At 53.2% G+C, this 25769-nt stretch carries 28 protein-coding genes; 15 read left to right on the plus strand and 13 right to left on the minus strand.

Annotated elements, in window-relative coordinates; all coding sequences use genetic code 11:
* Positions 1–54 precede the first annotated feature (54 nt).
* Positions 55–270 carry a hypothetical protein gene (locus tag ACQ9LF_RS01620; protein ID WP_462487614.1) on the plus strand — a complete coding sequence of 72 codons (216 nt, stop codon included), beginning with the start codon at positions 55–57 and terminating at the stop codon, positions 268–270.
* Positions 271–353: 83 nt separating this feature from the next.
* Positions 354–956 carry a PEP-CTERM sorting domain-containing protein gene (locus ACQ9LF_RS01625; protein ID WP_462487615.1) on the plus strand — a complete coding sequence of 201 codons (603 nt, stop codon included), beginning with the start codon at positions 354–356 and terminating at the stop codon, positions 954–956.
* An 81-nt stretch (positions 957–1037) separates the two neighbouring features.
* Here ACQ9LF_RS01625 and ACQ9LF_RS01630 read toward each other — a convergent pair whose 3' ends face one another.
* Positions 1038–1310 (minus strand): hypothetical protein, encoded by a 273-nt coding sequence (locus ACQ9LF_RS01630; protein ID WP_462487616.1) that lies wholly within the window; start codon positions 1308–1310, stop codon positions 1038–1040.
* A gap of 248 nt (positions 1311–1558) precedes the next feature.
* On the opposite strand from ACQ9LF_RS01630, the gene ACQ9LF_RS01635 reads away from it, so the two are divergent.
* Entirely contained in the window at positions 1559–3295 is a 1737-nt protein-coding gene (locus tag ACQ9LF_RS01635; RefSeq protein ID WP_462487617.1) for a rhamnogalacturonan lyase family protein, read from the plus strand.
* 283 nt (positions 3296–3578) lie between these two features.
* Positions 3579–4454: a DUF4405 domain-containing protein gene (locus tag ACQ9LF_RS01640; RefSeq protein ID WP_462487618.1), complete on the plus strand. Its 876-nt coding sequence runs from the start codon at positions 3579–3581 to the stop codon at positions 4452–4454.
* 26 nt (positions 4455–4480) lie between these two features.
* On the opposite strand, the gene ACQ9LF_RS01645 is transcribed toward ACQ9LF_RS01640, so the two are convergent.
* Together ACQ9LF_RS01645 and ACQ9LF_RS01650 are read right to left on the minus strand one after the other, a co-directional pair.
* On the minus strand, positions 4481–5878 hold the full coding sequence (locus ACQ9LF_RS01645; protein WP_462487619.1) for a FecR domain-containing protein: 1398 nt from the start codon (positions 5876–5878) through the stop codon (positions 4481–4483).
* A 4-nt stretch (positions 5879–5882) separates the two neighbouring features.
* Positions 5883–6398, minus strand: coding sequence for a sigma-70 family RNA polymerase sigma factor (locus tag ACQ9LF_RS01650; protein WP_462487620.1), 516 nt, complete (start codon positions 6396–6398; stop codon positions 5883–5885).
* Between the two features lie 160 nt (positions 6399–6558).
* Between ACQ9LF_RS01650 and recG the strand changes: the two genes are divergently transcribed.
* The 4 genes from recG to ACQ9LF_RS01670 all read left to right on the plus strand — a co-directional run bounded on the left by recG (position 6559) and on the right by ACQ9LF_RS01670 (position 12113).
* A complete protein-coding gene (gene recG / locus ACQ9LF_RS01655) occupies positions 6559–8655 on the plus strand; it encodes an ATP-dependent DNA helicase RecG (protein WP_462487621.1) in 2097 nt (698 codons plus the stop codon).
* Positions 8656–8752: 97 nt separating this feature from the next.
* Positions 8753–10531, plus strand: a complete 1779-nt coding sequence (locus ACQ9LF_RS01660; protein WP_462487622.1) for a TrkH family potassium uptake protein — start codon at positions 8753–8755, stop codon at positions 10529–10531.
* A 31-nt stretch (positions 10532–10562) separates the two neighbouring features.
* Complete coding sequence (locus ACQ9LF_RS01665) at positions 10563–11246, plus strand: potassium channel family protein (RefSeq protein WP_462487623.1); 684 nt, start codon at positions 10563–10565, stop codon at positions 11244–11246.
* A gap of 12 nt (positions 11247–11258) precedes the next feature.
* Entirely contained in the window at positions 11259–12113 is an 855-nt protein-coding gene (locus ACQ9LF_RS01670; RefSeq protein ID WP_462487624.1) for an HAD family hydrolase, read from the plus strand.
* Here the strand turns inward: ACQ9LF_RS01670 and mnmG are convergent.
* The 7 genes from mnmG to ACQ9LF_RS01705 form a co-directional block, all read right to left on the minus strand.
* Positions 12079–13923 carry a tRNA uridine-5-carboxymethylaminomethyl(34) synthesis enzyme MnmG gene (gene mnmG / locus ACQ9LF_RS01675; RefSeq protein ID WP_462487625.1) on the minus strand — a complete coding sequence of 615 codons (1845 nt, stop codon included), beginning with the start codon at positions 13921–13923 and terminating at the stop codon, positions 12079–12081. The two genes, ACQ9LF_RS01670 and mnmG, sit on opposite strands and share 35 nt — an antisense overlap.
* Positions 13904–14557, minus strand: a complete 654-nt coding sequence (rsmD, locus tag ACQ9LF_RS01680; protein ID WP_462487626.1) for a 16S rRNA (guanine(966)-N(2))-methyltransferase RsmD — start codon at positions 14555–14557, stop codon at positions 13904–13906. The genes mnmG and rsmD overlap by 20 nt, the downstream gene beginning before the upstream one ends.
* 48 nt (positions 14558–14605) lie before the next feature.
* Positions 14606–15235, minus strand: a complete 630-nt coding sequence (locus ACQ9LF_RS01685) for a MarC family protein (protein WP_462487627.1) — start codon at positions 15233–15235, stop codon at positions 14606–14608.
* Positions 15236–15356: 121 nt separating this feature from the next.
* Positions 15357–15965, minus strand: coding sequence for a response regulator transcription factor (locus ACQ9LF_RS01690; RefSeq protein ID WP_462487628.1), 609 nt, complete (start codon positions 15963–15965; stop codon positions 15357–15359).
* A gap of 9 nt (positions 15966–15974) precedes the next feature.
* A complete protein-coding gene (locus ACQ9LF_RS01695) occupies positions 15975–17294 on the minus strand; it encodes a PAS domain-containing sensor histidine kinase (protein ID WP_462487629.1) in 1320 nt (439 codons plus the stop codon).
* Positions 17295–18344 (minus strand): PAS domain-containing protein, encoded by a 1050-nt coding sequence (locus tag ACQ9LF_RS01700; RefSeq protein WP_462487630.1) that lies wholly within the window; start codon positions 18342–18344, stop codon positions 17295–17297. It lies immediately after the preceding gene.
* Between the two features lie 311 nt (positions 18345–18655).
* A complete protein-coding gene (locus ACQ9LF_RS01705) occupies positions 18656–19246 on the minus strand; it encodes a PEP-CTERM sorting domain-containing protein (RefSeq protein ID WP_462487631.1) in 591 nt (196 codons plus the stop codon).
* A 413-nt stretch (positions 19247–19659) separates the two neighbouring features.
* Here ACQ9LF_RS01705 and ACQ9LF_RS01710 point away from each other — a divergent pair, with 413 nt between their 5' ends.
* From ACQ9LF_RS01710 to arsB, 5 genes are read left to right on the plus strand one after another with little or no spacing between them, the layout of a single operon-like run.
* Positions 19660–20049: an ArsR/SmtB family transcription factor gene (locus ACQ9LF_RS01710; protein WP_462487632.1), complete on the plus strand. Its 390-nt coding sequence runs from the start codon at positions 19660–19662 to the stop codon at positions 20047–20049.
* Positions 20025–20483 carry an arsenate reductase ArsC gene (locus ACQ9LF_RS01715; RefSeq protein WP_462487633.1) on the plus strand — a complete coding sequence of 153 codons (459 nt, stop codon included), beginning with the start codon at positions 20025–20027 and terminating at the stop codon, positions 20481–20483. The genes ACQ9LF_RS01710 and ACQ9LF_RS01715 overlap by 25 nt, the downstream gene beginning before the upstream one ends.
* Positions 20484–20486: 3 nt before the next feature.
* Positions 20487–20936 (plus strand): arsenate reductase ArsC, encoded by a 450-nt coding sequence (locus ACQ9LF_RS01720; RefSeq protein WP_462487634.1) that lies wholly within the window; start codon positions 20487–20489, stop codon positions 20934–20936.
* 9 nt (positions 20937–20945) lie between these two features.
* Positions 20946–21758, plus strand: a complete 813-nt coding sequence (arsM, locus tag ACQ9LF_RS01725; RefSeq protein ID WP_462487635.1) for an arsenite methyltransferase — start codon at positions 20946–20948, stop codon at positions 21756–21758.
* Positions 21755–22930 (plus strand): ACR3 family arsenite efflux transporter, encoded by a 1176-nt coding sequence (gene arsB, locus ACQ9LF_RS01730; protein ID WP_462487636.1) that lies wholly within the window; start codon positions 21755–21757, stop codon positions 22928–22930. Before arsM ends, arsB begins: the two co-directional genes overlap by 4 nt.
* A 108-nt stretch (positions 22931–23038) precedes the next feature.
* Here the strand turns inward: arsB and ACQ9LF_RS01735 are convergent, their stop codons facing one another.
* From ACQ9LF_RS01735 to ACQ9LF_RS01745, 3 genes are all read right to left on the minus strand, one after another.
* Positions 23039–23512 carry a hypothetical protein gene (locus ACQ9LF_RS01735; protein WP_462487637.1) on the minus strand — a complete coding sequence of 158 codons (474 nt, stop codon included), beginning with the start codon at positions 23510–23512 and terminating at the stop codon, positions 23039–23041.
* Between the two features lie 145 nt (positions 23513–23657).
* Positions 23658–24095 (minus strand): ATP-binding protein, encoded by a 438-nt coding sequence (locus ACQ9LF_RS01740; protein ID WP_462487638.1) that lies wholly within the window; start codon positions 24093–24095, stop codon positions 23658–23660.
* A 144-nt stretch (positions 24096–24239) separates the two neighbouring features.
* Complete coding sequence (locus ACQ9LF_RS01745; protein WP_462487639.1) at positions 24240–24596, minus strand: STAS domain-containing protein; 357 nt, start codon at positions 24594–24596, stop codon at positions 24240–24242.
* A gap of 323 nt (positions 24597–24919) precedes the next feature.
* Between ACQ9LF_RS01745 and ACQ9LF_RS01750 the strand changes: the two genes are divergently transcribed.
* Both ACQ9LF_RS01750 and ACQ9LF_RS01755 read left to right on the plus strand, forming a co-directional pair.
* Positions 24920–25324, plus strand: coding sequence for an RrF2 family transcriptional regulator (locus tag ACQ9LF_RS01750; RefSeq protein WP_462487640.1), 405 nt, complete (start codon positions 24920–24922; stop codon positions 25322–25324).
* Positions 25325–25342: 18 nt separating this feature from the next.
* Positions 25343–25609: a MazG nucleotide pyrophosphohydrolase domain-containing protein gene (locus ACQ9LF_RS01755; protein ID WP_462487641.1), complete on the plus strand. Its 267-nt coding sequence runs from the start codon at positions 25343–25345 to the stop codon at positions 25607–25609.
* The last annotated feature ends 160 nt before the right edge of the window (positions 25610–25769 follow it).

The raw sequence follows: 25769 nt of genomic DNA on the forward strand, positions 1-25769 counted from the left end.
CGAACTGGTTTATATCGGGAGGGGTGCTGGAAAGCCTGCTGGCGGCTGGATTTGATGGAACAGCAATCACAGATGATAAATGCGACGGCTTCGCTCATGTCGTTGGAGGCATCTTTAGAAGAAGAATGGCCTGCTGCAATACTGAAAGATGTCACCCTGCAAAAAACGACTGGCGAACAGATTGTCGAATTACATAATGCGGCCCTGTTCCTTGAAACGCTTTGGTTATCCGATCCTCAGCTACAGCAGGATATTGATGCGGATGCATGAGATCGCTTTATGAATGAAATCAATCAATCCCTGAAGGCATTGAAAACAACACCTAAAACATTCACTCAATCGGAGGAAGTCCAATGAAACGGTTTGCATTTTTGACATTGTTAGTTCTGTCGCTGCCGGTGATGGCCGGTTATACCTATGTGGTTACGGATGGTTTTTTGCCGGTAGGCACTCTAAGTAATCATGAATCTCTTCTAATGACAGGGGGGGGAGGGCATGTATTAGATTTAACGGACTGGAGTACGGCAGATATTTACGGTACCACACCCTATAATCCCGATTATTTGGGCGGCATCGGACGAATAGGGGTAGATATTTCTGCCCATCTTAATTTTTATGGTGGCGAAGTTCATGAAATCGGCTTGGGAGCAGACGGTACTGCCGTATTAAGCGGAGGCCGTATCGACCGCCTGACCACGTCGCAATCGATCTGGAAATGGGTGGGCCAGCCGGCAGAATTAGTCTGGAATCCGCATGTGACCATAGTATGCAGCACACATACTTATAACACGGCAACCAAACTGCTGACAGGAACGTGGCTTGATGGAACCGCGTTCAGTATTCAGCTTATCGATTCGGCAGGCTATGCCGCAACGATTGATAACATTCGTTTCGTGCCCGAGCCAGCCACGATGCTGCTGCTAGGATTGGGCGGCGTTTTTCTTCGTCGTCGTTAGTAAACTCCTTAGGCTTAAGTCTCTTTTAAACACGCCTGCCAGGTTACCCCCGGCAGGCTTTTTTGATGAAATGCGCCCTACTTAAAAGTCTGAGCGGCGTTTTTCTACGGCGCGGTTGGCCTGGTTGGTCAGGAGACAATCGATAATCCCCTGCAGGCGGGCGGTGGTTTCCGGGGGGAGCTGATGTTTCTGGGCAAGCTCAAGCACAAAGTTGAGGGCTTTACAGCTATAGAAATCCCGGTTTTCGATGCTTTCCATCTCAATAATCCCCACGCTTTCATCGCGCGTCTGTTCGACATACAGGGAATAGACAAAACAAATCTCCGTCCGCGGACATAACAATAGCTTTTGCATACCTGTCCTTTCGCACCTGTCGTTGTGCTGGAATACCTTCTGTGCCACCCTGCCGGTCTATTGGTGCCTTCTTATTGTAGCAGAAATCATCATGGAATGGAAAACATAAAATTTGTCGGAATCGGGCTTTGTAACTGTTTACAAGGAGCTTTCGTCTGAATAGAACAGGCCGGTAGTGTTGTAATGAAATGCGGCTGCAATGAGGCTTGATCTGTGCAACCGGAAGGAATTTGTTTGCGAGGTATATAATGGCTATTCGGACTACGGTTTTTGTGTTTGGTATTATAGCAGTCATTACAGGCATGTGCGACACGCTTGCAGCGCAGCGGCAGACAGAAAAACTTGACCGCGGGCTGGTTGCGGTCGTGGCCCAGGAGGGCAAGGTCTATTTGGGCTGGCGGTTATTGAATACTGACCGGGCCGGGGTTTCCTTTAATCTCTATCGCCAAACAGAAGATGCTCAGCCGATCATACTCAACCCCGAGCCGCTGACCCGGACGACGGATTTTCTCGATACCACCGCTCCGATGGACAAGGCCAATCGCTGGTGGGTCTGCCCGGTTATCGACGGCAAGGAACAGGCCCCCGAGGGTAAAGCGGCTTTAGCCGCCAACGCACCGGTCAAACCTTACATCGCCATCCCCCTGCATGGCAAATACCTATGCAATAAAGTCGCCATCGCAGACCTGAATGGCGATGGGCAATATGATTATATCATCAAGCAGCCTCGTCAGACGAGCGACCCGGGGGTCTGGCAGCCCAGCACGGAGACCTGGAAAGTCGAGGCGTATCTGCATGACGGCACATTCCTGTGGCGGAAGGATCTGGGCTGGAATATCGAACAGGGCATCTGGTGGTCGCCGATGGTGGTGTATGATTTCGACGGCGACGGCAAGGCGGAAGTTGCACTCAAAACCGCCCCACTGGAGCCGGATTATCGTGAAAAGGGAGGCGAGTTGGCCGGTCGGGTTTGTTCGGGGCCGGAGTATTGTACGATTCTGGACGGAATGACCGGCAAGGAGATCGACCGCGTGGACTGGCCCGCCCGCGGGAAGATACAGGATTGGGGCGATGCTAAAAACAATCGGGCCTCGCGGCATTTGATGGGGATGGCATATCTGGACGGCAAACGGCCTAGTCTGCTGGTGGCTCGCGGAACCTACACGACGATGCGTGTGGATGCATATAACCTGGACAGCAAGACACTCAAGCTGGTCTGGAGCTGGAATGGTGATAACGAGAATCCGCCCGTCCGCGGGCAGGGCATGCACGGAATGCATGCGGCTGATATTGATGCGGACGGCAGGGATGAAATCATCCTGGGTGCAGCGGTGCTGGATGATACGGGTCAATGCCTGTGGAATACGCGGCTGGGGCATCCGGATGCCTGCTATGTGACCGATATTCTGCCCGACCGGCCGGGACTGGAAATTATCTTCGGCATCGAACCGCCTCAAAAGAAAAATGGTATCTGCCTGGCTGATGCACGCACCGGAGAGATCCTTTGGGGGAGACAGGAACCGACAACGCATGTCCATTCGCAGGGGGTGTTTGGCGATTATGACCCGGAAAATCCGGGGATGGAATTTTATGCTCGCGAAAAGGAACTTCCGCAGCATTATCTGTATGGCATGGACGGCAGGCTGCTGTCGGAAGAACCGCTGCCCGGGGGGGCGGTGATCCCCCTGTACTGGGCCGAGGGCACGACAAAACTACTGGCCGGGCGTGGACGCATTCAGCATTACAAGGGCGACCGGGCTGGCAATTACGCAGGACAGATTCTGGCCGTGGCCGATTGCTTCGGTGACTGGCGGGAGGAGATGATTACCGTCGTCGAAGGCGAACTGCGGATTTATACCACAACGATCCCCGCCAAAAACCGTCGTGTCACCCTGATGCAGGACCCCATTTATCGTAATGATGTGGCGATGGTCTCGATGGGCTATCTCTACCCGCCGCAGTTAAGCTACTATATGAAGGATTGACGATGACATGCCTGCTTTGGCTGTTCACAAAACACACTCGCCTGTTTGCACACTGCTGTGATGTGCCTAACCGTGGTACCGGAGGGCCTCCCTGGACTCGTGGGGAAAGGTTGACTGGCAGGTCCTGAAGATGTATGTCTCTTCCTGGCTGAATAACATCTATTATCCCTGGATTTATGCTTGATTCCGGAACACTGTGCGGGATACAATGCTTAGTGCAGTCACCAGAATACTCTTCTTTGATGCATATTTAATAAGAGAATTCGTTTATCAGGGAGTGTTTATGCGTACCCGACCTGCCTTGCGTTTTCGGCCTTTTGTGTCGATTCTGACGGGATTTTCGTTTGCGGCTGTCGTAATCACCGGAGCGGTGTTGTTTGTTACTCCGCCGGGACGTGTGGCCAACTGGGGCAACTGGACGGTCTGGGGGCTGAGCAAACAGGAATGGTCGGCACTGCATATCTGCTTTTGCGCCCTTTTTACGATCGCTTCGGCTGTCCATATCGTCTTGAATCTCAGGCCGCTGGTGAATTATTTTGTCAGCCGGATTCAGTCGGCTCGAAAGCTGCGGTATGAGTGGATCGGGGCCTTGCTGCTGTGCAGTATTACCGCGTGGGGGTCATTGAGACCGTTTGCGCCGTTCAGTTCCCTGCTGCGTCTGAATACCACACTCAAAAATAGTTGGAGTACGCAGGCCGGACAACAGCCGCCGGTACCGCATGCGGAATCGCTGACTGTGACCCAGCTGGCTGAGCAGGCCGAGATTCCCGTTGATACGATTCTTGGAAATCTCAGGAATGCAGGCATTACAGCCGGGCCGGAGGATGTCTTTGGGACGATCGCACAGCAGGCCGGATATTCCCCCGAAGAGCTGTATATGCTTGCTGCCGGAAAGACGGACGCACGCGGTCGCGGTCAGCGGCGAGGTGGCGGCGGAGGGCAAAATGAAGGCGGAGGTGGGGGCGGTTCGGGCAGTGGAGGATTTGGACAGCAGACACTGCGGCAGCTCTGCCAGGAATTTAATCTGGATATGAACACGGCCATGGACACATTGCGTCAGGCAGGCATCCAGGCCTCTGCGGATCAAACCATCCGGCAGATCGCCGATGAAAACAACATTCGCCCCGGCCAGATTCGGCAATTGCTTCTGCGGCAGTAAACCGGCAGGCCCCCAGACACATCGGGCTAATTGGCCTGAACAATCACACGGAACTGGTCGATCCAGGGACCGCTGCTGATTTCAAACGACAAAGTTTTGCGATCGGGGCTGATGGTAATGACATCGTGGGCCATTTGTTCTTCGGCACCGGCATTGCGATTGTCCAGTCCGCGGTCTTTTTCCCGCTGCATGAACACCGGGTAGTCAAAACCTTCGATGCCCACGACGGCATCCGTATCCTTGAGTTTCTGATAATGGCCAATGACGCCGAGGATCGGTTTGCTGAAGGTAATCTGGCCGGTCAGCTTACGGTAGTTTTTCCAGTTTTTCGGCCCTTCCTGATTGAAAAACAGCAGGTAGCTGTTGACTTTTTTGCCCGCGGCAACCAGCGGCCGGTGCTGGGGGGTGTAGCGCTCACAGCGTCCGGGTTTGTTGATATCCACCGGCAGCGGTTTTTCGAGAATCAGGTTTTGCCGTTCGGGCATCAGAAACAATTTTTCATCGCTGCGAAATAATTCAAATGGCTGGGGGGCCGCCGGCGGCACAAATTCAACCTTTTCGGACAATTCATCCACACCATTGGTCAACGGCCACAGCTCATGATATTCAGCATGGTCATAGGGCACGGTTTCGAGTTCCTTCTGGCCGGGACGGATACGGGCACTGCTGCCTTTTTTGAGCAGAATGGCTTTGTCGCCCGATTTGGGGATGGGCTGTTTGACGGCCACAGCTCCCTCAAAAACCGAGACACTGGACTGGCCGTCTTTGGCGACTTTGACACCAAAAGAGGTCCCCAGGTCGATCACATCCATCATGGCAGTGCGAACGGTAAACAGGCTGCCGGGATTATTGACCTTGGCACTGATTTTACCCTGCTCGAGCTTGAGGGTGTTGTTATCAATCAGCTCGAATCGGCTTGGCCCAGCCAGAATGACGACCGTCTCGTCCGGCATCCGCAGACGCATTCGGCCGGATTTCAGGGCAAAACCGCCCTGCTTGAGCATCTGGCCGACTTCGGGAATCTGACCCGATTCCCAGCAAGCATTATTGATATAGGTTACTTTGGCGATGTCCGGCGGGGCCGGCCAGACTGCGATAAGCACTCCCACCGTCAGCAGGACCGTCGCCGCGACTGCCAGCCATGGTCGGACTGACCAGCGGCTCGACAAGGCGGGTTGGGCCGGATGGGACTTGAATCCATTCTGAATAAGCTGATCGGTCTGGCTTTCGGCACGACGATAGAGTTCAAAGATCACCTGACCGCGGATCTGCATTTCATAGAATGCGTCCCGCTTACGGCTGTCGTCGAGCATTTGGGCTTCAAGAATCCGCATCTGTTCAGGGGTGATGGTGCCGTCCTGATACTGAAGCAGGCGAATAAGAAACTCCTGCGGCACATCGAATGGTTCAGTCTTTTCGGTCATCGGGTTATTGCTCATGGGCCACTTTTCGTCGGACACACAGGCCCAGTTGTTTGTGGATACGGGCCAGGGCCTGATAAATCGTTTCGGCCTTGCGTTTCATATATTCGGCGACTTCGATGCCGCTCATGCCGTTGAAGTATCGCAAGCGGATAATTGTGCGATTGTTTTCGGTCAGGCGTTTGAGACAGTCGGCCAGGGCATCCATCGCGACGGAGTTATCTTTGCGATCATGGGTCGGCCATTCATGCTGGAGGATATCCAGCAGACGTTCGCTGAGGATGAGTCCGTCGCTGCGGCTGGCACGGAGGAAGTCGATGGCCTTATTCCGACTGGCCATCCGAGCCCACCGCATCAGGTGTGCAAAATCCGTGAAGGTCTCGGCCAGCGAAATCGCCTTGACGCAGACATCCTGAAACACATCTTCAGCCGACTGGTAATCCCGCGTAATCGACGAGATAAAGGCAGTCAGCAGAATCTGTTCTTTTAATAAGTGTCCGGCAACTTGTTCTTTAGTCAACATACCCATCCATATTAACATATCCTATGGTATGACGGCAAAAAAACCGATTTCTCGACACAAAATCCCAAAAGGATTGCATCCGTGGGCTAAATTTGGATAAACTTCTTCCCAAAATCCAGGTCGTTATTTATGATTTTGGATGCAATAGAAAGGATTCCAAGTGACCCAAACGGCTCAAAATATAGACTTGACAACTCCAGTTCAATACCTTAAAGGTGTTGGCCCGGGGCGGGCGGCAGCGTTTAACGACCTGGGCGTGCAGACGGTCGCTGACCTGCTGGGGTATTTTCCGCGGGACTGGACATTTGTGCCGGAGCCGGTACTGATAGGCGATTTGAAGCCGGGCAAGCTGGTCTGTACTGTCGGGATGGTCGAGCGGACAGACTGGCAGCCGTATCGTCGTAAACCCTTTTTTGAAGCGATCTTAGCAGACAAGACCGGGCTTTGTCGAGTCCTTTGGTTTAACGGAAAATACCTGATTAACCAGCTTGAGCCGGGGAAGATTCTGCTGGTTTACGGGAAAGTCGATTTTTATCGTCATCAACTCCAGTTCAGTAATCCGAAGTTCCATATCCTGCACCCGGACCAGCCTCGCGACAGTGAAGCGTTCAGCGGCCCCATTTATCCGGCCAGCACTAATCTGCCATCCTGGCACATTAAGCGGGTTGTAAAAGCTAATATAGACACTATAAGTCCGTTAATGCCGGAGCTATTTGAAAAGCCATTTCTCAAGAAAAACGACCTTATTAGTCGCCAAAAAGCGTATGAATGGATTCATAATCCTCCCGATGCAAAACACCTGGCCAAGGCCAAACGTCGGCTCAAATACGATGAACTATTCCTGATGCAATTGGGTTTGGCGTTGAAGCGACATCATCTGCGCCATACGGCGCCATCGACCCCGCTGGTCTGGAATGAAACGATTGACCACCGGATACGCAGACGATTTCCATTCCTGTTGACCGCTGACCAGGACAAGGCGATTGGGGAAATTGTTGCGGATTTGAATCAGTCGGTACCGATGAATCGCCTTCTGCAGGGTGATGTTGGCAGCGGCAAAACCGTCGTTGCCCTGTATGCGGCATTGGTGGCGGTTGCCAACAAGCAGCAGGTGGCGATAATGGCCCCAACCGAAATTCTGGCCCGGCAGCATTTTCTGAACATTGAAAAATACCTTAAAAACAGTCAGGTCCGACGTGGACTACTGATTGGCGGGATGCCGGCGGTCAAGCGGGGGGCGCTGCTGCATCAAATCGCCAGCGGTGATGTGGATATCGTGGTCGGAACCGTGGCTCTGGTGCAGCAGGATGTGGATTTTGACAACCTGGGGCTGGTGATTATCGATGAACAGCATAAATTCGGCGTACACCAGCGGGCCATGCTGCGAAAAGGCAAATCGCCGCATTGCCTGGTGATGACCGCAACACCGATTCCGCGGACACTGACGATGACGGCCTTTGGCGATCTGGATGTGTCGATTATTGAGCACTGCCCGCCGGGACGCGGGGAAGTCATTACCCGCCATGTGCATCCCAGGGACCGTATGGCAGCGTTTGAATTCATCCGCAAACAGATTCACGCCGGACGGCAGGCATACTTTGTCTATCCCCGCATTGATGCGGAAACGACCGCTGAAATCCCCAACGGCGATATCAAGGCGGCAGTGGATGAGCATCGGTTTTTGAGCCAGAAGGTCTTTCCGGAATATCACATCGCCCTGCTGCACGGACAGATGACCACCGAGCAAAAAAAACAAATTATGGGGGATTTCCGCTCGGGCAAAATCCACGCTCTGGTTTCTACAGTCGTCATCGAAGTCGGCGTCGATGTTCCCAACGCCACCATCATGGTTATCGAAAACGCCGAGCGATTCGGGCTTGCCCAGCTTCACCAGCTTCGCGGACGTATTGGCCGGGGAAGCAATCGGTCCTATTGCTTTCTGTTCTCCCAGAGCGACGATCCGATTGCCCAGGATCGACTGGCCATCATGACACGCAGCAATAATGGTTTTGAAATCGCCGAACAGGACCTGCGGTTGCGTGGGCCGGGCGAATTATTCAGTACCCGACAGCATGGGCTGGGAGATTTGAAAATCGCCAATATTGTGGAGGATTTCGACCTGTTAAATCTGGCTCGTCGGGATGCGTTTGAGATAATCGACACGGATCCGAATCTGAACCGGCCGGAACATGCTGAACTCCGCAAGACCCTGATTGAAAAATTCGGCAGCTCGCTTGGGCTGGTGGACGTGGGATAATTTTCTGGATTTTCCAGTCCAAAACCAGTAAAAATTACTATCAAATCGTACGACTATCCTACACTCTGTATCGACAACGTCGAGACAACCTGGTGCCATGAAAATTGAATATAAGAATAAAACACTCGAAAAGACCGTCATTGCCCTGAATTGCATTGCAATTCTGGCCGTTGCCACGACCTTTGTGATGCTGTTTGGGTTTGATGTGCCGCCCATGCCGCGAATGCTGCTGCGATATATTGACGGGGGGCTTTTCTTTTTCTTCTTTACCGAAAAAATTATCCGCTATTTTAATGCCGTCACCAAGCGGGATTATCTGCGAATGTACTGGTTTGAAATTCCGCTGCTGGGGGTGGTGTTGTTTGCGATTATCGGAGCGGGTCGGTGGTATACCGGAGCATCGGTGCGGGAATTCTCGCTGGATGTGATCAGTATCTATCTGGCATTTCAGGTCATCGATAAACTATGCCGCAGTGTGGTCAATATTGCCTCCGCAGGCCACAACCCGGCGCGGGCTTTGACCAGCGTGTTTGCGGCCCTGATTCTGGCGGGAGCGGGCCTGCTGATGCTGCCCAAGGCCCATACCTTACCCCGGATGAGTTTTACCGATGCGGTCTTTACCGCCACCAGTGCCACGTGTGTAACGGGGCTTATCGTCAAAGATACCGGCACAGACTTTACGATGTTTGGACAGGTCGTCATTCTGTTTTTAATTCAGCTGGGCGGGCTTGGTATTGTGATATTTGGAGCAGTGCTGGGACTGATGCTGGGCCAGTCGCTGACGGTGCGGGAGTCCGCTGTCATGCAGGATATCATCAGTGCTGATACGCTGCATCGAATTGTACGAATGATCGGCTTTATTTTTACATTTACGATCATTATTGAATCCATCGGGGCCGTCTGTCTGTATCCGATGTGGAATAACATCCCGGGGGCGTCCGGCGACATGGCCACCACCTGGTTCCATAGTCTTTTTCATTCCGTCAGCGCCTTTTGCAATGCGGGCTTTTCCCTGTACTCGGACAATTTGATGTCTTTCCATACTATGCCGGAGGTTTACCTGGTCATCGTTCCGCTGATTATTCTGGGGGGATTGGGGTTCAGTGTTTTGTACAATCTGGCCGATATGATCACCAGCCGCATCGCCTCCTGGTTCAGCAAAGGCCATCACCTGGTGGACCTGCTCCACACGTCTTCCCCTAAACGGCTGCATCTGCAAACCAAGATCGTCCTGACGATTTCGGCCATATTAATTGGGGCAGGTACAGCTTTGCTGTGGCTGTTCGAATCCTGCTCGCAGAATCCCAGTGCCGACAGGGGAATCCTGGCCGCTTTTTTTCAGTCGGTCACAGCACGCACGGCGGGTTTTAATACCGTTGACATCGCCGCGTTGTCTGACGGGAGCAAGCTGGTGCTGATTCTGCTGATGTTCATCGGCGGTTCGCCGGGTTCCTGTGCCGGCGGCATCAAAACCACCACCTTTGCGGTAATTGTGATGGTGGCCTGGGCCACCCTGCGAAAACGCCGGGAGGTGGAGATGTTCAAGCGGTCGATCCGCCTGGTCGTCCTGGGGCGGGCCATTACCATTTTGATGCTTTACCTGTCCATGATGCTGATCGCGGTTTTGGCTTTACTGATTACGGAACGAAACAGCAATTTCGCCTTTCTGGATATTCTGTTTGAGTCCGCCTCGGCCCTGGGCACCGTCGGGCTTTCGACCGGCATTACCCCGACTTTGACAACGGCGGGCAAGTGGATTATCATTGCAGGCATGCTGGCGGGACGGCTGGGGCCGCTGACGCTGCTGACGGCACTGCTGTTCAATGTCAAGCCGGCCAAATATGAATACCCGACTGAACCGCTGGTGGTCGGCTAAACCAAACTATGAACTTAATTAAGGGATTCCTATGAAGCGTTTTGCGGTCATTGGATTGGGACGATTCGGAAAAAAGCTGGCACTGGCGCTGTCGATGAGCGGCGCCGAAGTCATCGCCATTGATAAAGATCGGGATATTATCGAGGATCTCCGTGACGAGGTCAGCCACGCCGTCCGACTGGACAGCACCGACGAAGAAGCTCTCCGTGCGCAGGGTGTTGACCAGGTCGATGTCGCCATCGTCGGCATGGGCCAGTCCGGCCATGCATTCGAGGCCGCCATTCTGACGGTGGTCAATCTCAAACGCATGGCCATTCCGCTGATTTACGCCCGCGCCGAGAATCTCACTGCCGGTCAGGTTTTTTCCGCCGTCGGTGCTACGGAAGTCATTTATCCGGAAATTGAGACGGCCCAGCGATGGGCCTACAAACTCATTGCCCCGCACATCGAAGAGAAAATCGATTTCGCTCCCGGCTACAGCCTGGCCCGCGTGAAAGCCCCGGCGGCCTTTCACGGCCAGACCGTCATGGAACTGCAGCTCCGGCAGAAATACAACATCAATCTGGTCGCCATCAAACGCGGCGAAAATGTTGCCAACAGCGACGAAATCAATACGGTTATCAATGTACCGATGCCCAACACCATTATTTACAGCAATGACATCCTGATGGTTGCAGGAGCGGATATTGACCTGGCCCGCCTGCCGCAGGAATAAGACAACACGCTCATGGATATGACACAGCAGCAGCTATTTGTATCGGACCTTGACGGGACATTGCTGGATGGGAGCGGCGCCCTGTCGGAATTTAGTCGAAAAACGCTCAGACAACTGCTCGGCGAGGGTCTGAATTTCACTGTAGCCAGTGCCCGGGCGATTAACGAGATTCAGCCGGTGCTTGGCGACCTGCCTCTCAGACTGCCAGTCATTGCGGTCAACGGGGCCTATCTGACTGATTACACAACCGGCAGGCATCTTGTGATTAACAGTCTGGCTCCGTCTGTTGCACGGGCTATTTTCGACGTCATCCGCTCGCAGCATCTCTGGCCGTTTGTGTGCACGTTCAACGGGCAGCAGGACTGTCTGTATTATCAGACCCTGTCGCACCCGGCCATGCAATGGTATTGTCAGACCCTGTCACTGCTGGGCGACAAACGGCTGCGGGAAACGCAACATCTTGCCGGCGTATTCGGCGAACAGGTGATTTCGCTGGCGGTGATGGGCGAGAAAGAATCCATCGGGCAGCTTTCCTCGCTGCTGGCCGAGACGTTCTCGGGCCAACTGGAAAATTTCTATTTCGAAAACCCGTACTCGCCGGGTTACTGGTGGCTGACAATTCACGACAAGAAAGCCTGCAAATCCATCGCCCTGCGGGAATTGATGGACATGTTTGGATTCACCCAAGATAACCTTACCGTTTTCGGCGACCACATCAACGACATCCGGATGTTTGAACTGGCCGGGCGGGGTGTGGCCGTCGCCAACGCTGAACCGGAGGTCAAAGCCGTCGCCAGCGAAGTCATCGGCCCCCACACCGAGGACAGCGTGGTTACCTATCTGAAGGCTCACTTCCCGAGTCGTTAGCTTTCTCCTTGCGCAGATAAATCTGCAGCACCGCGATATCGGCCGGGGTGATACCGCCGACACGTGAGGCCTGGCCCAGCGTCAGCGGCTTGACAGCAGAGAGTCGTTCTTTGGCCTCATAACGCAAATGCGACACGCCGAAATAATCCAGGCCATCGGGGATGCGAATATTGTCAAGATTTCGCAGATGGGCAATATCGCGTTCCTGCCGAGCCAGATAGCCTTCATACCGCGACTCAATCGCCACCGCCTCCACGACCTGCCGCGAACAGTGCATCGCCGCCACGTCCGGTTCCAGCCAGAGCCGCTCGGCCAGCCCCGCCTGCGGCTGCTTGAGAATCTCCCAGAGACTCTTGCCCTGCCGCCGGGTGGTCTTGAGCATTCGCCGCAACGCCTCCATCTGGGTCAGCTTGTCCTGAAAGCGTTGCCAGCGATAGTCATCGACCAGCCCGCATTGTCTGCCCAGCGGCGTCAGCCGCACATCCGCATTATCGCTGCGCAGCGACAAGCGATATTCCGCTCGTGAGGTAAACATCCGATAAGGTTCATCAATCGGCCGCGTCAGCAAGTCATCCATCATCACCCCGATATACGCCTGATCCCGCCGCAGAATCAGTGGTTCCTGGCCGGCGACTTTGCGTGCGGCATTCAGGCCGGCCATCAGGCCCTGGCCTGCGGCTTCTTCGTAGCCACTGGTCCCGTTAATCTGTCCGGCCAGAAAGAGTCCCGCAATCCGCCGTGTTTCGAGATTTTCCTTCAACTGCACGGCTGGACAGTAATCGTATTCAATCGCATACCCGTAATGCACAATCCGTGCCCGCTCGGTCCCGACCATCAGCCGCAACATCTGCTCCTGAATATCGGCCGGATACGAAGTGCTGATACCGTTGCAGTAAATGGTGGAGATGGCTTCATCTTCCGGTTCCAGAAAAACCTGATGACGGTCCTTGTCGGCGAAACGCAGAATCTTGCTTTCGATGCTCGGACAGTACCGCGGCCCAACGGAGGTAATCTGGCCGCTGTACAGCGGGGCCCGGTTCAGGTTGTCCCGCAGGAGCTGATGAATCGCCGGGTTGGTCCAGGTGATCCAGCAGGGAATTTGCTTGCGGTCAATCCGGTCATTCAGGAAGGAAAATGGCGATGGTTCTTCGTCGCCCGGCTGTGTATCGAGCTTGTCATAGTCGATGCTGTCGCCGGCCAGCCGTACGGGCGTTCCGGTTTTGAGCCTGCCCACAGTCAGGCCCAGCCGCCGCAGACTGTCGGACAATTCATTGCTGGCCGGCTCATCCAGTCTGCCGCCGGGCCATTGCTTTTCGCCCAGATGCATGATGCCCCGAAGAAAGGTCCCGGTTGTCAGCACCACCGCAGGCGCCCAATATTCTGCCCCATCCAGGCAACGCACTCCTCTGACGGCATTGTCCTGTGTAAGCACCTCGGCAGCAATCCCCTCGACAATCGTCAGGTTTGCCGCGTTCTCCAGGGCGTGACGAACATAGTCTTTGTATTTGTATTTATCCGACTGAGCTCGCGGGCTTTGCACTGCAGGCCCCTTGGAGCGATTCAGCATCCGGAATTGGATTCCCGTTGCATCCGTAGCCAGCCCCATCAGCCCGCCGAGGGCATCCACCTCACGAACAATCTGCCCTTTGGCCAGACCGCCGATGGCCGGGTTGCAGCTCATCTTGGCAATCGTCTGGCGGCTCATCGTAATCAATAGCGTTGCCGCTCCCAGACGGGATGCAGCCCAGGCGGCTTCCGCCCCGGCATGTCCCCCGCCGACAACAATGCAATCAAACCTCCTGCTGCTCATCCTGGTCACCTATTTGCTCTGATGCCGCATCCGGCTCAACCATCGCAGGTCTGCCTGCAAGCGAACCTTTGCAGTAAAAATGAACCGTCATTGTCCCCCAGTTGCGATGATCGACCCGTACCAGCTGCCCATATTCCGGCTCAACCACCGCATACTCGTGAGTCCGCAGAATCACCATGCCGCTGTCCCGCACCTGCGAGACCAGCAGGCTCATCAGTTTGCCGACCTGCGTCTGCAGCTGGCAGTTTTCGCTCATCTTATACGGCGGGTCCACAAACACCAGGTCGTAGAACCCATGTTCCGGCGTCGGCGGCGCCCCCACCCGAAAGATATTGGCACAGACCGCCTTGGATTGCCCGACAAAATCGGCCTTTTGGATATTGCGTTTGAGAATATCCACGACACGATGATCTTTGTCCACAAAGGTCGCCCAGGCCGCCCCGCGGCTGAGTGCTTCCAGCCCCATTGACCCGGTCCCGCAGAATAAATCCGCAACAATCCGTCCTTCCAGATAACCTTTGCTGTACAGGATATTAAACACCGACTCTTTCACCCGGTCAGTAATCGGGCGGGTATCCATCCCTTCGGGACTGAAAAGTTTCATCCCGCGTTTGGTTCCTGCTATAATTCGCATCTGTGCCTCAATTCCAAATCAACCTGTCATTGGCGCTGCCGCGCGCCATTAGGCCGCCGGCGGCGTAATGAAAAATCCCTTGATGCCGTTGAAAATAATCTGGGCCGCCAGCGCCGTCAGCATCAGCGCGGTGACTTTAATAATCGTCGCCAGCAGTTTCTGGCCCAGCAGCCGTTCGATCCGTTCGGCCAGCAGGATAAATGCCGCCACTGTCAAGCCCCCGCACAAGACCGCAGCAAACGTCAGCAGGGTCTCAACAATCCCCTCCACAGCAGTCCCCAGCACCAGCAGCGCGCCGATGGTGCCCGGGCCGACGATAATCGGAATCGCCAGCGGCACCACGGCAAAATCCTCATTTTCATCACGACGATGCTGCTGGGTACCAATGCCCAGCACCCGCATGATCGACGACAGAAACAGGACGCAGCCGGTTCCAACCTGAAAGGCCGGCAGAGTAATGCCCAGCACGGAAAACAGCGGCTTGCCGAAAAAGAAGAACACACAGATACACACCAGAACCCCAAACGAGGTGCGAATCGCGGCCTTGCGGCGCTGCGGTGGCTCCATCCCATCGGACATCATCAGAAAAATCGACGACGAAAAGAACGGGGCCAGCAAAAACAGCATCTGAATATAAATATGGAAAAAACTGCGTATCTGCTCAACCGTCAGAGACATTCTATAACATACCTCATCACGCGTATTGGTTATCTATCAGTCCAGCTTGTTCTATACTGGATAAATTCTAACCGATTCGCTGATAATGTAAAGAAAAATCCCCCGCCGGTGTCGGCTGCGCTTAGCGCAGGGAACTCCAATATTTGTTCAATAACTCCACGATGCTGTTGGCCTGGTATTTTTTCATGATATGGGCCCGATGGACTTCCACGGTGCGTACTGAACGGCCCAGTAAGTCGGCAACCTGCTTGCTTGTTTTGCCCTGAAGAATCAGCCGCATAACCTCCCATTCGATGTCGGTTAAATCCACAAAAATCCCCCGCTGGATCATGGGGGCGGGTTTATTCTGGCCGGGATCAGGGTTTGTCAGCATTTGGACTTTACAGAGCAATTCGTCCCGCCGCAGAGGTTTTTCCAGAAAATCCGAGGCCCCCATTTTCATCGCCCGCACCGCCATCGGGATATCCCCCACCCCCGTCACGAGAATGACCGGCAGTTCCGGCTGGCGCTGGCGCACCAAATTCAGCAGCGTCATCCCGTCCATCCCGGGCATTCGAATATCGGTGATCAGTAAATCACAGCTCTGCTGCTCCAGATGGACCAGGCATTCCTGACCGCCGGCAAAACTGTGAACGGTATAGCCCTGACTGGACAGGATCATATTCACCGCATTTCGTACATCCGCCTCATCATCCACAAAACACACGCATCGACTCGCACAGGTCTTCATGGTCTCTCCTTAGGAGGCATTGAACGGAATTCGTATAACAAAGCAACATCCCTTGCCCTGGTCATTGTCAAGCCGTATTGATCCGCCGCAGGCCGACAGAATACGCCGTACAATTTCCAGCCCCAGTCCCAGGCTGCCTGCCTTGGTCGTAAAGAACGGTTCAGAAAACGGCTCATTCATCGCCTGAGGCACTCCCCCGCAGTCATCGGCAAAGGACAATTCCACTCCGTGATCTGCCACACGGCCCGAGATGACCAGTCGGTTAGGCAGATTCGGATCGGCTGCATCCACCGCATTTTGCATCAGCACCATGCAGATTTGCTCCATCGCCAGGTCGCTGAAAATCAAATCAGGCAGGTCCTTCAAGGATGGATCCAGCACAATCTCAATCCGGGCCTGCCGGGCCAGCTCCAGCAGACTCATTTTGACTCGCTGGACAACAGGCTCAATACTGATAATTTGTTCGGTATCAAATGAGGCCATTTTGAAAAACCGCCGAAATTTCTGAATCGTGTCCGTCGCCCGCTGAATCTGTCGAAGGTTATTTTCGATAATAGCCCGCATGGCCTGGCCGCTGTCAGTGTCATTACAGTGCTGCAGGGCTTCCGACAGAGTCAATTCCATCACCGTCAGCGGCTGGTTGAGTTCATGCGCCAGAAACGCACTCATCGACCCCAGATACATTTGACGATGCAGTTCCTGCAGCCGCTGGCGTGTCTGGGCCAGTTCCTGTTCCATTTTTTGCCGTTCGGTAATATCTCTGGCCGAGGCCACCCGAAGCTGCCGACAACCCCACTGAATCGAACGCCCCTGATATTCCACCGTCCGGATGCTTCCATCCCCGCAAATCATCCTTGCCGTGTATAGATGCGGATAATCCGGTTGTTTGACACCGAGGATTTTGTTACAATCCTCGGGATGAATCAGTTCCATCACGTTTTTGCCAATCAGTTCCTCCCGGCTGCAGCCCGCCATTTCCGCATACCGCTGATTGCAGTCCACAATCATTCCATGATCATGAATCACAATCCCCTCAAACGCCGCATCCGCCAGACTGCGGAATCGATGCTCGCTTTCGGCCAGCGCCCTGACCGCCTTGCGATTGTCGGTCACATCACGGTATACCGCCCCCACCGCAAATACAGCATCCTGGTGATTGCGCAATGGAAACAGCACTGACTCGGAATAATGCTCCTGATCCTCATAAAACAGTCTATCTTCCACGCGCTCGGGCTGACCTGTCTGAAAGACCCGGTCAATTCGGCCTTTCCACTGAGCCAGATACTCCGGATTCCATCCCAGCATTTCATCCAGGCGATGACCGACCACCTAGCTGCGTTCCCGCCGCATAAAAGCAACCGCAGACGTATTCGCATCAATAAACTGATAATTCCTATCCCAGATCACAATACAGTCATTGGAGGAATTGAATATCGTCCGAAACAGCTCCTCGCTCCGATGCAGAGCTTCCTGTGTTTTTTTCGATTCGGTAATATCGGCCGCAAACAGCAGAATCCGGCGTTTCTGGCCGCTGTCGGTGTGCAACGGCCAGCAATGAATATCAAAATACAGCTCCCTGCCGTCAATAGTAAGCTTGTCTTCAAAATGGGTCACCTGACCAGCCAGTATCTGTGGGATCATGGCAAGTCGCTGCTGGCCCTGTTCGGTGCCAAATACGTCGCAGATATGCCGGCCGGCAAGCTGGCCCTGCTTTAATCCCAGATACTGTTCCGCCACAGGATTGCCGTACACATAAACCCCTTCTTCATCGAGAATGATGGCAATGTAGCCGGCGTTTTCCAACAGGCCGTAATATTGGTGTTCAATCTGATGCAGATAATCATTTTGCTGCCGATACAAGGCTTCCACCTGCTCCTGAGAACGGCGAAGTTGATGCTCCAGGCTCTTGAGGGGCCCGATATCCAGAAAACTCACACAATATTTACGGCTGTCACGGTATTTCAGCGGACAATACCCAACCAGCAGATGCCGCCTGCCGCCATCCCCCAGTATCACTTCCAATTCCACAGTTCCCTGGTTGCCGGCAACAACATCCTGCCAGGCCTTCATCGCCTGGAGATAACAATCCGGGGATACTAATTTGAGAAAATGATGCCCCAGCACCTCTTGTCTGGGCCATTTGAAAACGGTCAGCCCCATTGGATTAGCATATTCAAAACGCCCCTGTTCATCCAGGACAAACAGCCCATCCTTGATCGACTCGACAACACCACGAAAATAATCGAGCAGTTCGACCGTCCCCAGATTTGAAGGACTCGCACTCAGAGATTGGGAAGGAATAAAATGGAACTCAGAAGATGATTCACCCTGACACCGATCTTCCGACCCCTGATCCGCCCTTGAATCTACCCCATACACTCACTCCACACAAAAAGTCCTGACGCATTCCCTAAAATAACATCCTAAATTCAGCAAGACCTGTACTTGATGAAGCTTTTACCGAAGGCATTATAGCAAAAGCATTCCGCATAACGCAAGGCTTTATAGGAATTTTTACCGATATAATCCGTTTTTATACTGATTTTAAAATTCGGAGTTATCTTTTTTCGGGTACCAAAGAAACACGGGTTCATATTGTGACTACAATCACAACCATCTAATGGGAATAAGAAAAGCCTGAAAAATGGGGATTTTTCAGGCTTGTTCTGAGTTGGAACATCATACCAAGCTTATGACCTCCATTTTTTCGAGGCAAACAGTGTCCCTATTAGGAATAGCCCAAGGCTTGCCGGCTCCGGAATGGCTGCTCCCAGCACATTGCCCCAGGACTGGCCGCCGTTTTGCAAATATCCCGTAATTACCGACGGGGCATAAGGGCTTTCGACCAGCAGAACAGTACTGAACTGCCTGGGCAGCAGTTCAAAAGAAAAACCAAAGGTTTTACCGTAGATATCACCCGAAACCGGCTCAACCCCTCCGGCCAGAAATCCCAGCGGCACCGCACTGTCTGCTGACAGATAACCCATTACTGTACCTGAATTTAAACCATCAAAGTCCGATGCGGAGAACCGATGCAGCACCTTGGTGAAATTCATGTTGGTCACCTGATACAGATAGACATAGTTTTCGCCGTTGGTATAGGCCGCACTATGCACAAAGGTATCAAGCAGATTCACATTATCCGTAAACGGGATCTGTAAATTGTCCTCCTGCACATACCCAGCGTACTGCCCGGAAAAATCATGGACCTCAACCAACCCCCCAGGACTCAGATGACTCACGACCAGCAACGTTGCTAAAACAAAAAACTGTCTCATCATGGCTCCTTTTATTATATGATTGTCACGGAACACAGAGCACGTCTCTGTGATTATAGCCTGCCGGACTTGTCCTGACAGGGGCAAGTCCGACCGCGTTGATGAAGAGGAAGTTCCTCTTTGCTCTTTTGCAAATAGCCGCCCTATTCCCTGTGCCGCTGATACTGCTCTCCGGAAGGGCTCAATACACACGTTTTATTCTTCGGGCTATTTGCTCCCTGATTTTACGATTTTTGTATTTTTAAATCTATTGTGGAAACTACGTATTTTTTCGATTTTTTTAGATTCCATTAAAATCCCATAAAATAATGTAACTTATTTACATAGATAGAGATAAGAAAATCTTCATCGTTTCTAATTCAATTCTAACACAATTCCTATTGAACAACTCGGATACAGATGCTATATTTCGTTATATGACGAATCATAAAAATAACAACTTTAAAACCGCTGTAACCATCGCCAAGGCCCTGGCCGACGAAACCCGTTTGCGGGCCTTAATGCTCCTGGCGGATGGCCCCTTATGCCTTTGCCAGATTGTGGAAGTATTAGGACTTGCTCCTTCCACAATCTCCAAGCACATGTCTATCCTCCAACAGGCCGGGCTGGTCACCGGCCGAAAGCAGGGTCGCTGGATGCACTTCGCCTGGTCAAACGATGACAGCTCGCCCGAAGCCGGACAGGCTCTCGAATGGATAAACAGCACTTTACGCAATGATGACCACATCGGCCGGGACCGCCAGCGTCTTCAGGAAGTCCTCGCCATCGAACCGGAGCAATTATGTCGCAAGAAAAGCCAAAACTGAAAATTCTGTTCCTGTGCACTGGCAATTCCTGCCGCAGCCAAATGGCTGAAGGCTGGGCACGCCATCTCAAATCAGACCTCATTGAAGCCTATTCGGCAGGCATCGAAACGCATGGTCTCAATCCGAATGCCGTCCGCGTCATGGCCGAAGCTGGGGTAGATATCTCCACCCAGCGGTCTAAACACGTCGATGAGCTCAAGCACATTCAGTTTGATTACGTCATCACTGTCTGTGACCATGCCCATGAAAGCTGTCCGCTGTTTGCCGGTCGGGCCAAAATCGTCCACGTGGGTTTCGACGATCCGCCGCGGCTGGCCAAAGAAGCCAAAACCGAGCAGGCCGCACTCGATTGCTACCGTCGCGTCCGCGATGAAATCCGCAGCTTCGTCGCAGGCCTGCCCGACAATCTCACCCCAAACCCGGAAACGAGGTGACCGATGACCAGAAAACAACGCGTGTTATTCTTCTGCAAACATAACTCCTGTCGCAGCCAGATGGCCGAAGGCCTCCTGCGTCATATGGCCGGCGATCGTTTCGACATCTACAGTGCTGGACTCTACCCCGCGCCGATCCATCCGCTGGTCTATACCGTCATGGAAGAAATCGGCATCAACATCTCCGGCCAGACCCCCAAGAGCGTCGATCTCTACCTGGGCCGTCAGCCCTTCGATTACATCATCATCGTCTGTCAGGAGTCGGAATCCGAATGTCCCCGGCTTTATCCCTTTGCCCTGCACGTCGAGCGCTGGCCGCTGCCCGACCCCGCCGCCGTCCGAGGCAGCCCGACAGAAATCGCCGACGCATTCCGCAACAGCCGCGACACCCTCGAAATGAAAATTGAAGAATGGCTCGGCACGATAAGCCCAACAGACCCGTCAAAAGAATAGGAGTATATAATGGAATCCGGAAATGATATCACACAAACAGTGCGGCAGAGTTATGCCAAGATTGCAGCCACAGGCTGCAGCTGCTGCGGTTCCTCCCAGCCGGATAAATTAGCCGCGCAGGTTGGCTACTCTGCCGAAGAGCTGGCCATGCTGCCGGATGGGGCCAATATGGGGCTGTCCTGTGGAAACCCGACGGCACTGGCGGACCTGAAACCCGGCCAGGTCGTTTTAGACCTCGGCAGCGGTGCGGGTTTTGATGTTTTTATCGCCGCACGCAAGGTCGCCCCCTCCGGCCGGGCCATCGGTGTGGACATGACACCCCAGATGTTGGACAAGGCCCGGGCCAGTATCAAGCAATTCACCGCCAAAACTGGCCTGTCGAATGTCGAATTCCGCCTGGGAGAGATTGAGCATCTGCCGGTTGCCGATGCCTCGGTGGATGTGATCATATCCAACTGTGTCATCAATCTTTCGGCCGACAAACCCCAGGTCTGGCGGGAAGTCAGCCGCGTACTCAAACCCGGCGGCAAGGTATGTGTGTCGGACCTGGCACTGAAAAAACCCCTGCCTGAAACCATTCGCGAGATGACCATAGCACTGGTCGGCTGTGTGGCCGGGGCCGTATCAATTGAGCAGACCGTGGAGATGGCCAAAGCTGCAGGCCTGGTCAACATTCACTGGACGGAAAAGGAATATGCCGTCGATTTCATGGAAGACTGCAACGACCGTCTCTACCAATCCGTCAGAGACGCCCTGCCCAAAGGCCAGAAACTCTCGGATTATATCGTCAGCATCAACCTGACTGCGGAGAAATCAAAATGAGTGAAACATCAAAATCATCGGGACTTGGTTTTTTTGAACGGTATCTGACGGTGTGGGTTATTTTGTGCATCCTCGGCGGTATCGTACTGGGCAAGCTGACCCCGAATTTCGCCCGCTCACTGGACGCCATGTCTATCAGTGTCAACGGTGCCCCCGTCGTCTCGATCCCCATCGCGGTATGTCTATTCTTTATGATGTACCCGATTATGGTCAAGATCGATTTCGCCGAAGTCCTCAAGGCCGGCAAAAGCATCAAGCCCGTCGGCCTGACACTGTTTGTCAACTGGGCCATCAAGCCCTTCACGATGTACTTCATCGCCCTGTTCTTTCTCGGCACGCTCTTTTACGGCCTTATCGGCCCGGACGCCACCGATATCGTCAAGATGCCCTTCGGTCTGGACCTGCCTGTTGGTGCCACCTATGGTGTCGGCACTGTCATCGAATCCAACGGCATCAGAATGCTGCAAATCCCCCTGTGGCGCAGCTATCTGGCCGGCTGCATCCTGCTGGGTATCGCCCCTTGTACGGCCATGGTGCTGGTCTGGGGCTACCTGGCCAAAGGCAACGACGGCCACACGCTGGTCATGGTCGCTATCAACTCCCTGACGATGCTGTTTTTATACGGTCCGCTGGGTGGATTTCTCCTGGGCGTCGGGCGGCTGCCCGTCCCGTGGCAGGCACTGGTGCTGTCCATCGCCATCTATGTCGCCCTGCCGCTGGCCGCGGGTTTTATCTCACGCAAATGGATCATCGCCCGCAAAGGTCTTGACTGGTTCCAGAGCCAGTTCCTGCACATCCTGACGCCCATCACCATTGTCGCGTTGCTGATCACGCTGGTGCTGCTGTTTTCCTTTAAAGGCGAGGTCATCCTGAGCAATCCGCTGACGATTCTGTGGATCGCCATCCCCCTGTTCATCCAGACCTGCCTGATCTTCGGGCTGGGCTACTGGTTGTCGAAAGTGTTGAAACTGTCGTATGAAGATGCGGCCCCCTCGGCCATGATCGGGGCATCCAATCACTTCGAAGTCGCCATCGCAACGGCCGTCATGCTGTTTGGCCTGTCCTCCGGCGCTGCACTGGCCACTGTTGTCGGCGTCCTCATCGAAGTCCCCGTGATGCTCATGCTCGTCAAAATCTGTCAAAACACAAAATCCTGGTTCGCACAATCGTAAGATATGACAGCCCCGTCAAAAGACCAACCTAAAACAGCTTCTGGCCCCCCAGAATAATCATTCCTGCAGGGATACTTGTTCAACTTGATTTAAAGGACACCCTATATATTATCGCGTTGCCGACAGCACCGGCGACTTCTGGGCCATACGGGTGAGCTGGCCCTGGTGAAGCTGGTTATTTTTTTCAATCAGGCTTGCGATAATGTTCATCTGCGACATCAGCAGTTCAATCAGGTCGGCATTGGCCTCGGCTGTATCCAGACTGTATCCGGGCAGCACCAGAAACATATATCCGCAATGCGACCGTTCGGTGCAAAGCTGCCCGGCCGCCACGACCGCCCCATCCACCCCAAGAATGGCCGGCTCAAATCCATCATCAACCTGAGCCGTCAGCCGACTGATCTGTTCCATATCCTCCAACACATCATAGAGCTTGCCTTTATCGCCTGCACGTACGGTCTTTAGGCCGTCCATCAGCACCCAGAACGGCCCAAAACCGACCTCTTCCGAAACCGCTGCGCGACCAATCTGGTCAATCAATATCTGTGACGATGAGAATAATGCCTGATAAATACTGTCCATAATATTCACCTGAAATTAAGTTCTTGTTCAGGCTGGACTATCGGAAAAAAAGATGGGCAACTTAGGCAAAATTAACGATTGTAGCGATTTTATGCAAAAAATTGAGATGGCTGGATAGACAGAGTTGAGTTATCGGACAAAGTGCCTACTGAATGACAGGCAGCCCCTTGCCGCGAAATTTGACCAGATGGACACAGTTGCCTGTGGTGTTGTATTCGATAATATCCATATAGGCCCGAATCAGCAGCACGCCCCGGCCTTCGGTCTTATAAAGATTTTCGCCCTGGCGGGGGTCGGGCAGGGCTGCCGGATCAAAACCGCACCCCTGGTCGGCGATGGAAATATCGAATTTTTCAGGAGTTATGAGCAATTCAACGGTAACATTCTTGGATGGGTCGGACTGGTTGCCGTGCCGGACGGCATTCATGAAAGCCTCTTCGAGGGCCAGATGGATCGCAAACAGGTCCTGCTCCCCAAAACCGCGTTCCTTCGCCGTATCGAGAATCTCCCTGCAAAGCTGGCCGACCGCAGCGGCTGTGCTGGGGATGACACATGATTTTGTATAGACAGTCTCTGACTGCATCCTTTGACGACACCTTTCATCGGATAGCAACCTCGATACGCTGGACTGCCCGGAACCTGTCCGGATGGCCCCGTAGCGGCTTTTGCCTGTTTAGCCGGATATACCCAATCCGACCGGCAAAACCGCAGTGGAAAGGGGTATTTTTCAAAAACCTTCCAGCGCCTGTTGCCTGTCCTGATAGAGTTCGAATACCTTATCGAGCCGGGTAATCTTGAATATCTCAAGAATCTTCGGATCGATACAACAGAGCCTGAGCCGGCCCTCCACCTGCAAGACTTTTCGGTTAATTCGGATTAACAAGCCCAGCACCGAGCTGGTCAGAAACTGCACATTTGAAAAATCTATCAGCAAACGGATACCGTTAGTCTGTTCGATAAGGGGCATAAATGTCTTTTCCAGCGCCTGAATCTGTTCTTCGTCCAGAATTTTCGCATCGGTTGGAACCGCCACGGTGACGCTGTCGATATATTCAATGCTCAGATTTGGATTCGATTGATCCATTATGAGTCTCCTCGTCAAAATTATTGGGAAATCGTAAAGTAATCCGGCCACCCTGTCAAGCTTTAAAGCCATAAAAAAGAAAACCTGACTTATCCAGTTGAATATAAGGATATTATAGAGTTACATAGTCTAATAAAAGAAAATTTTATTTTTCGACAAAATTTCTCTTGCTACTCTTGAACTTTTTATTGATAATAACACTATACAGAGGCAGGTATATTAGAAATAGGTGATTAACCAACTCACATATAAAACTTGCTGTCGTCCGATAACCAATCGGGAAACAAGAAACTTAACATAACTAATATTCAGGAGGCCTGAATATGAAAATCAGCAGATCAACAGGGTACGCTCTTGTAGCAGTCGGTTATATCGCTATGAATTATAAAGAGGGCGCGGTTCTGGCAGCTCGGATATCCAAAGAATACAACATTCCGCTGGAGTATCTGTTGAAGATTCTTCAGCAGCTGGTTCGTGCCAACGTCCTCCGCAGCAAACGCGGACCTCGCGGCGGCTTTTTCCTGGCTCGCCCGGCCGAAAGCATTACCCTGCTGGAAATCATCGAAGCCGTAGATGGCCCACTCCATAGCCATCTGCACCTGGCCGAACAGACCAACAATGCTCCGTTCAGCCAGAAGATGGAAGAAGTCTGTCGCAAGGCGACTGATGAAGTCCGTGTCATTTATGAAAAAGCTCGCCTCAGCAAGATGCTGGGTTGGGAAGCCTAAACCGGAGCCGCTGGTTTCGTGGAATTAAAGGCTTTTCAGCAGCTTATTCAGGAAAAGTATGGCCGTCGCGACCGTGAACGCGGGACGCCGGCAACCTTTATGTGGTTTGTCGAGGAAGTCGGCGAGCTGGCAACAGCGTTGGCCGGCGACGACCACAAGAATAAAGAAGAAGAGTTTGCCGATGTCCTGGCGTGGCTGTGTACGCTGGCCAATATCAACGGCGTTGATCTCGATAAAGCCGTGACGGACAAGTACATCACAAAGCCAATCGAAGGATTCAAATAATATTCACAGGCGGGCCTCAAAAACCCGCCTGTTTTATTCTGCGCATCATGCAGGACACAAGGGAAAAGTTCGAAGTTGGGAGTGCATCGTTAATAGAAAATCATTTCCATAGAGGAGTCCTGGGAAGCAGAACATAAAACCCCATTACCCCCTGAAGGAG

Origin of the sequence: Anaeroglomus insulsum (genome assembly GCF_050689095.1) — a bacterium.
Taxonomy (GTDB): domain Bacteria; phylum Planctomycetota; class Phycisphaerae; order Sedimentisphaerales; family Anaerohalosphaeraceae; genus Anaeroglomus; species Anaeroglomus insulsum.

What these genes read in the sequence shown, in the direction of transcription:
- ACQ9LF_RS01745 (WP_462487639.1), bottom strand. Translation starts at nt 24,596, where the DNA reads ATGGATCAATCGAATCCAAATCTGAGCATTGAATATATCGACAGCGTC.
- mnmG (WP_462487625.1), bottom strand. Translation starts at nt 13,923, where the DNA reads ATGAGCAGCAGGAGGTTTGATTGCATTGTTGTCGGCGGGGGACATGCC.
- arsB (WP_462487636.1), top strand. Translation starts at nt 21,755, where the DNA reads ATGAGTGAAACATCAAAATCATCGGGACTTGGTTTTTTTGAACGGTAT.
- ACQ9LF_RS01735 (WP_462487637.1), bottom strand. Translation starts at nt 23,512, where the DNA reads ATGGACAGTATTTATCAGGCATTATTCTCATCGTCACAGATATTGATT.
- ACQ9LF_RS01670 (WP_462487624.1), top strand. Translation starts at nt 11,259, where the DNA reads ATGGATATGACACAGCAGCAGCTATTTGTATCGGACCTTGACGGGACA.
- ACQ9LF_RS01720 (WP_462487634.1), top strand. Translation starts at nt 20,487, where the DNA reads ATGACCAGAAAACAACGCGTGTTATTCTTCTGCAAACATAACTCCTGT.
- ACQ9LF_RS01630 (WP_462487616.1), bottom strand. Translation starts at nt 1,310, where the DNA reads ATGCAAAAGCTATTGTTATGTCCGCGGACGGAGATTTGTTTTGTCTAT.
- ACQ9LF_RS01685 (WP_462487627.1), bottom strand. Translation starts at nt 15,235, where the DNA reads ATGTCTCTGACGGTTGAGCAGATACGCAGTTTTTTCCATATTTATATT.
- ACQ9LF_RS01625 (WP_462487615.1), top strand. Translation starts at nt 354, where the DNA reads ATGAAACGGTTTGCATTTTTGACATTGTTAGTTCTGTCGCTGCCGGTG.
- ACQ9LF_RS01740 (WP_462487638.1), bottom strand. Translation starts at nt 24,095, where the DNA reads ATGCAGTCAGAGACTGTCTATACAAAATCATGTGTCATCCCCAGCACA.
- arsM (WP_462487635.1), top strand. Translation starts at nt 20,946, where the DNA reads ATGGAATCCGGAAATGATATCACACAAACAGTGCGGCAGAGTTATGCC.
- ACQ9LF_RS01640 (WP_462487618.1), top strand. Translation starts at nt 3,579, where the DNA reads ATGCGTACCCGACCTGCCTTGCGTTTTCGGCCTTTTGTGTCGATTCTG.
- ACQ9LF_RS01715 (WP_462487633.1), top strand. Translation starts at nt 20,025, where the DNA reads ATGTCGCAAGAAAAGCCAAAACTGAAAATTCTGTTCCTGTGCACTGGC.
- ACQ9LF_RS01660 (WP_462487622.1), top strand. Translation starts at nt 8,753, where the DNA reads ATGAAAATTGAATATAAGAATAAAACACTCGAAAAGACCGTCATTGCC.
- ACQ9LF_RS01620 (WP_462487614.1), top strand. Translation starts at nt 55, where the DNA reads ATGGAACAGCAATCACAGATGATAAATGCGACGGCTTCGCTCATGTCG.
- ACQ9LF_RS01650 (WP_462487620.1), bottom strand. Translation starts at nt 6,398, where the DNA reads ATGTTGACTAAAGAACAAGTTGCCGGACACTTATTAAAAGAACAGATT.
- ACQ9LF_RS01645 (WP_462487619.1), bottom strand. Translation starts at nt 5,878, where the DNA reads ATGACCGAAAAGACTGAACCATTCGATGTGCCGCAGGAGTTTCTTATT.
- ACQ9LF_RS01635 (WP_462487617.1), top strand. Translation starts at nt 1,559, where the DNA reads ATGGCTATTCGGACTACGGTTTTTGTGTTTGGTATTATAGCAGTCATT.
- ACQ9LF_RS01750 (WP_462487640.1), top strand. Translation starts at nt 24,920, where the DNA reads ATGAAAATCAGCAGATCAACAGGGTACGCTCTTGTAGCAGTCGGTTAT.
- ACQ9LF_RS01710 (WP_462487632.1), top strand. Translation starts at nt 19,660, where the DNA reads ATGACGAATCATAAAAATAACAACTTTAAAACCGCTGTAACCATCGCC.
- ACQ9LF_RS01705 (WP_462487631.1), bottom strand. Translation starts at nt 19,246, where the DNA reads ATGATGAGACAGTTTTTTGTTTTAGCAACGTTGCTGGTCGTGAGTCAT.
- ACQ9LF_RS01665 (WP_462487623.1), top strand. Translation starts at nt 10,563, where the DNA reads ATGAAGCGTTTTGCGGTCATTGGATTGGGACGATTCGGAAAAAAGCTG.
- ACQ9LF_RS01690 (WP_462487628.1), bottom strand. Translation starts at nt 15,965, where the DNA reads ATGAAGACCTGTGCGAGTCGATGCGTGTGTTTTGTGGATGATGAGGCG.
- rsmD (WP_462487626.1), bottom strand. Translation starts at nt 14,557, where the DNA reads ATGCGAATTATAGCAGGAACCAAACGCGGGATGAAACTTTTCAGTCCC.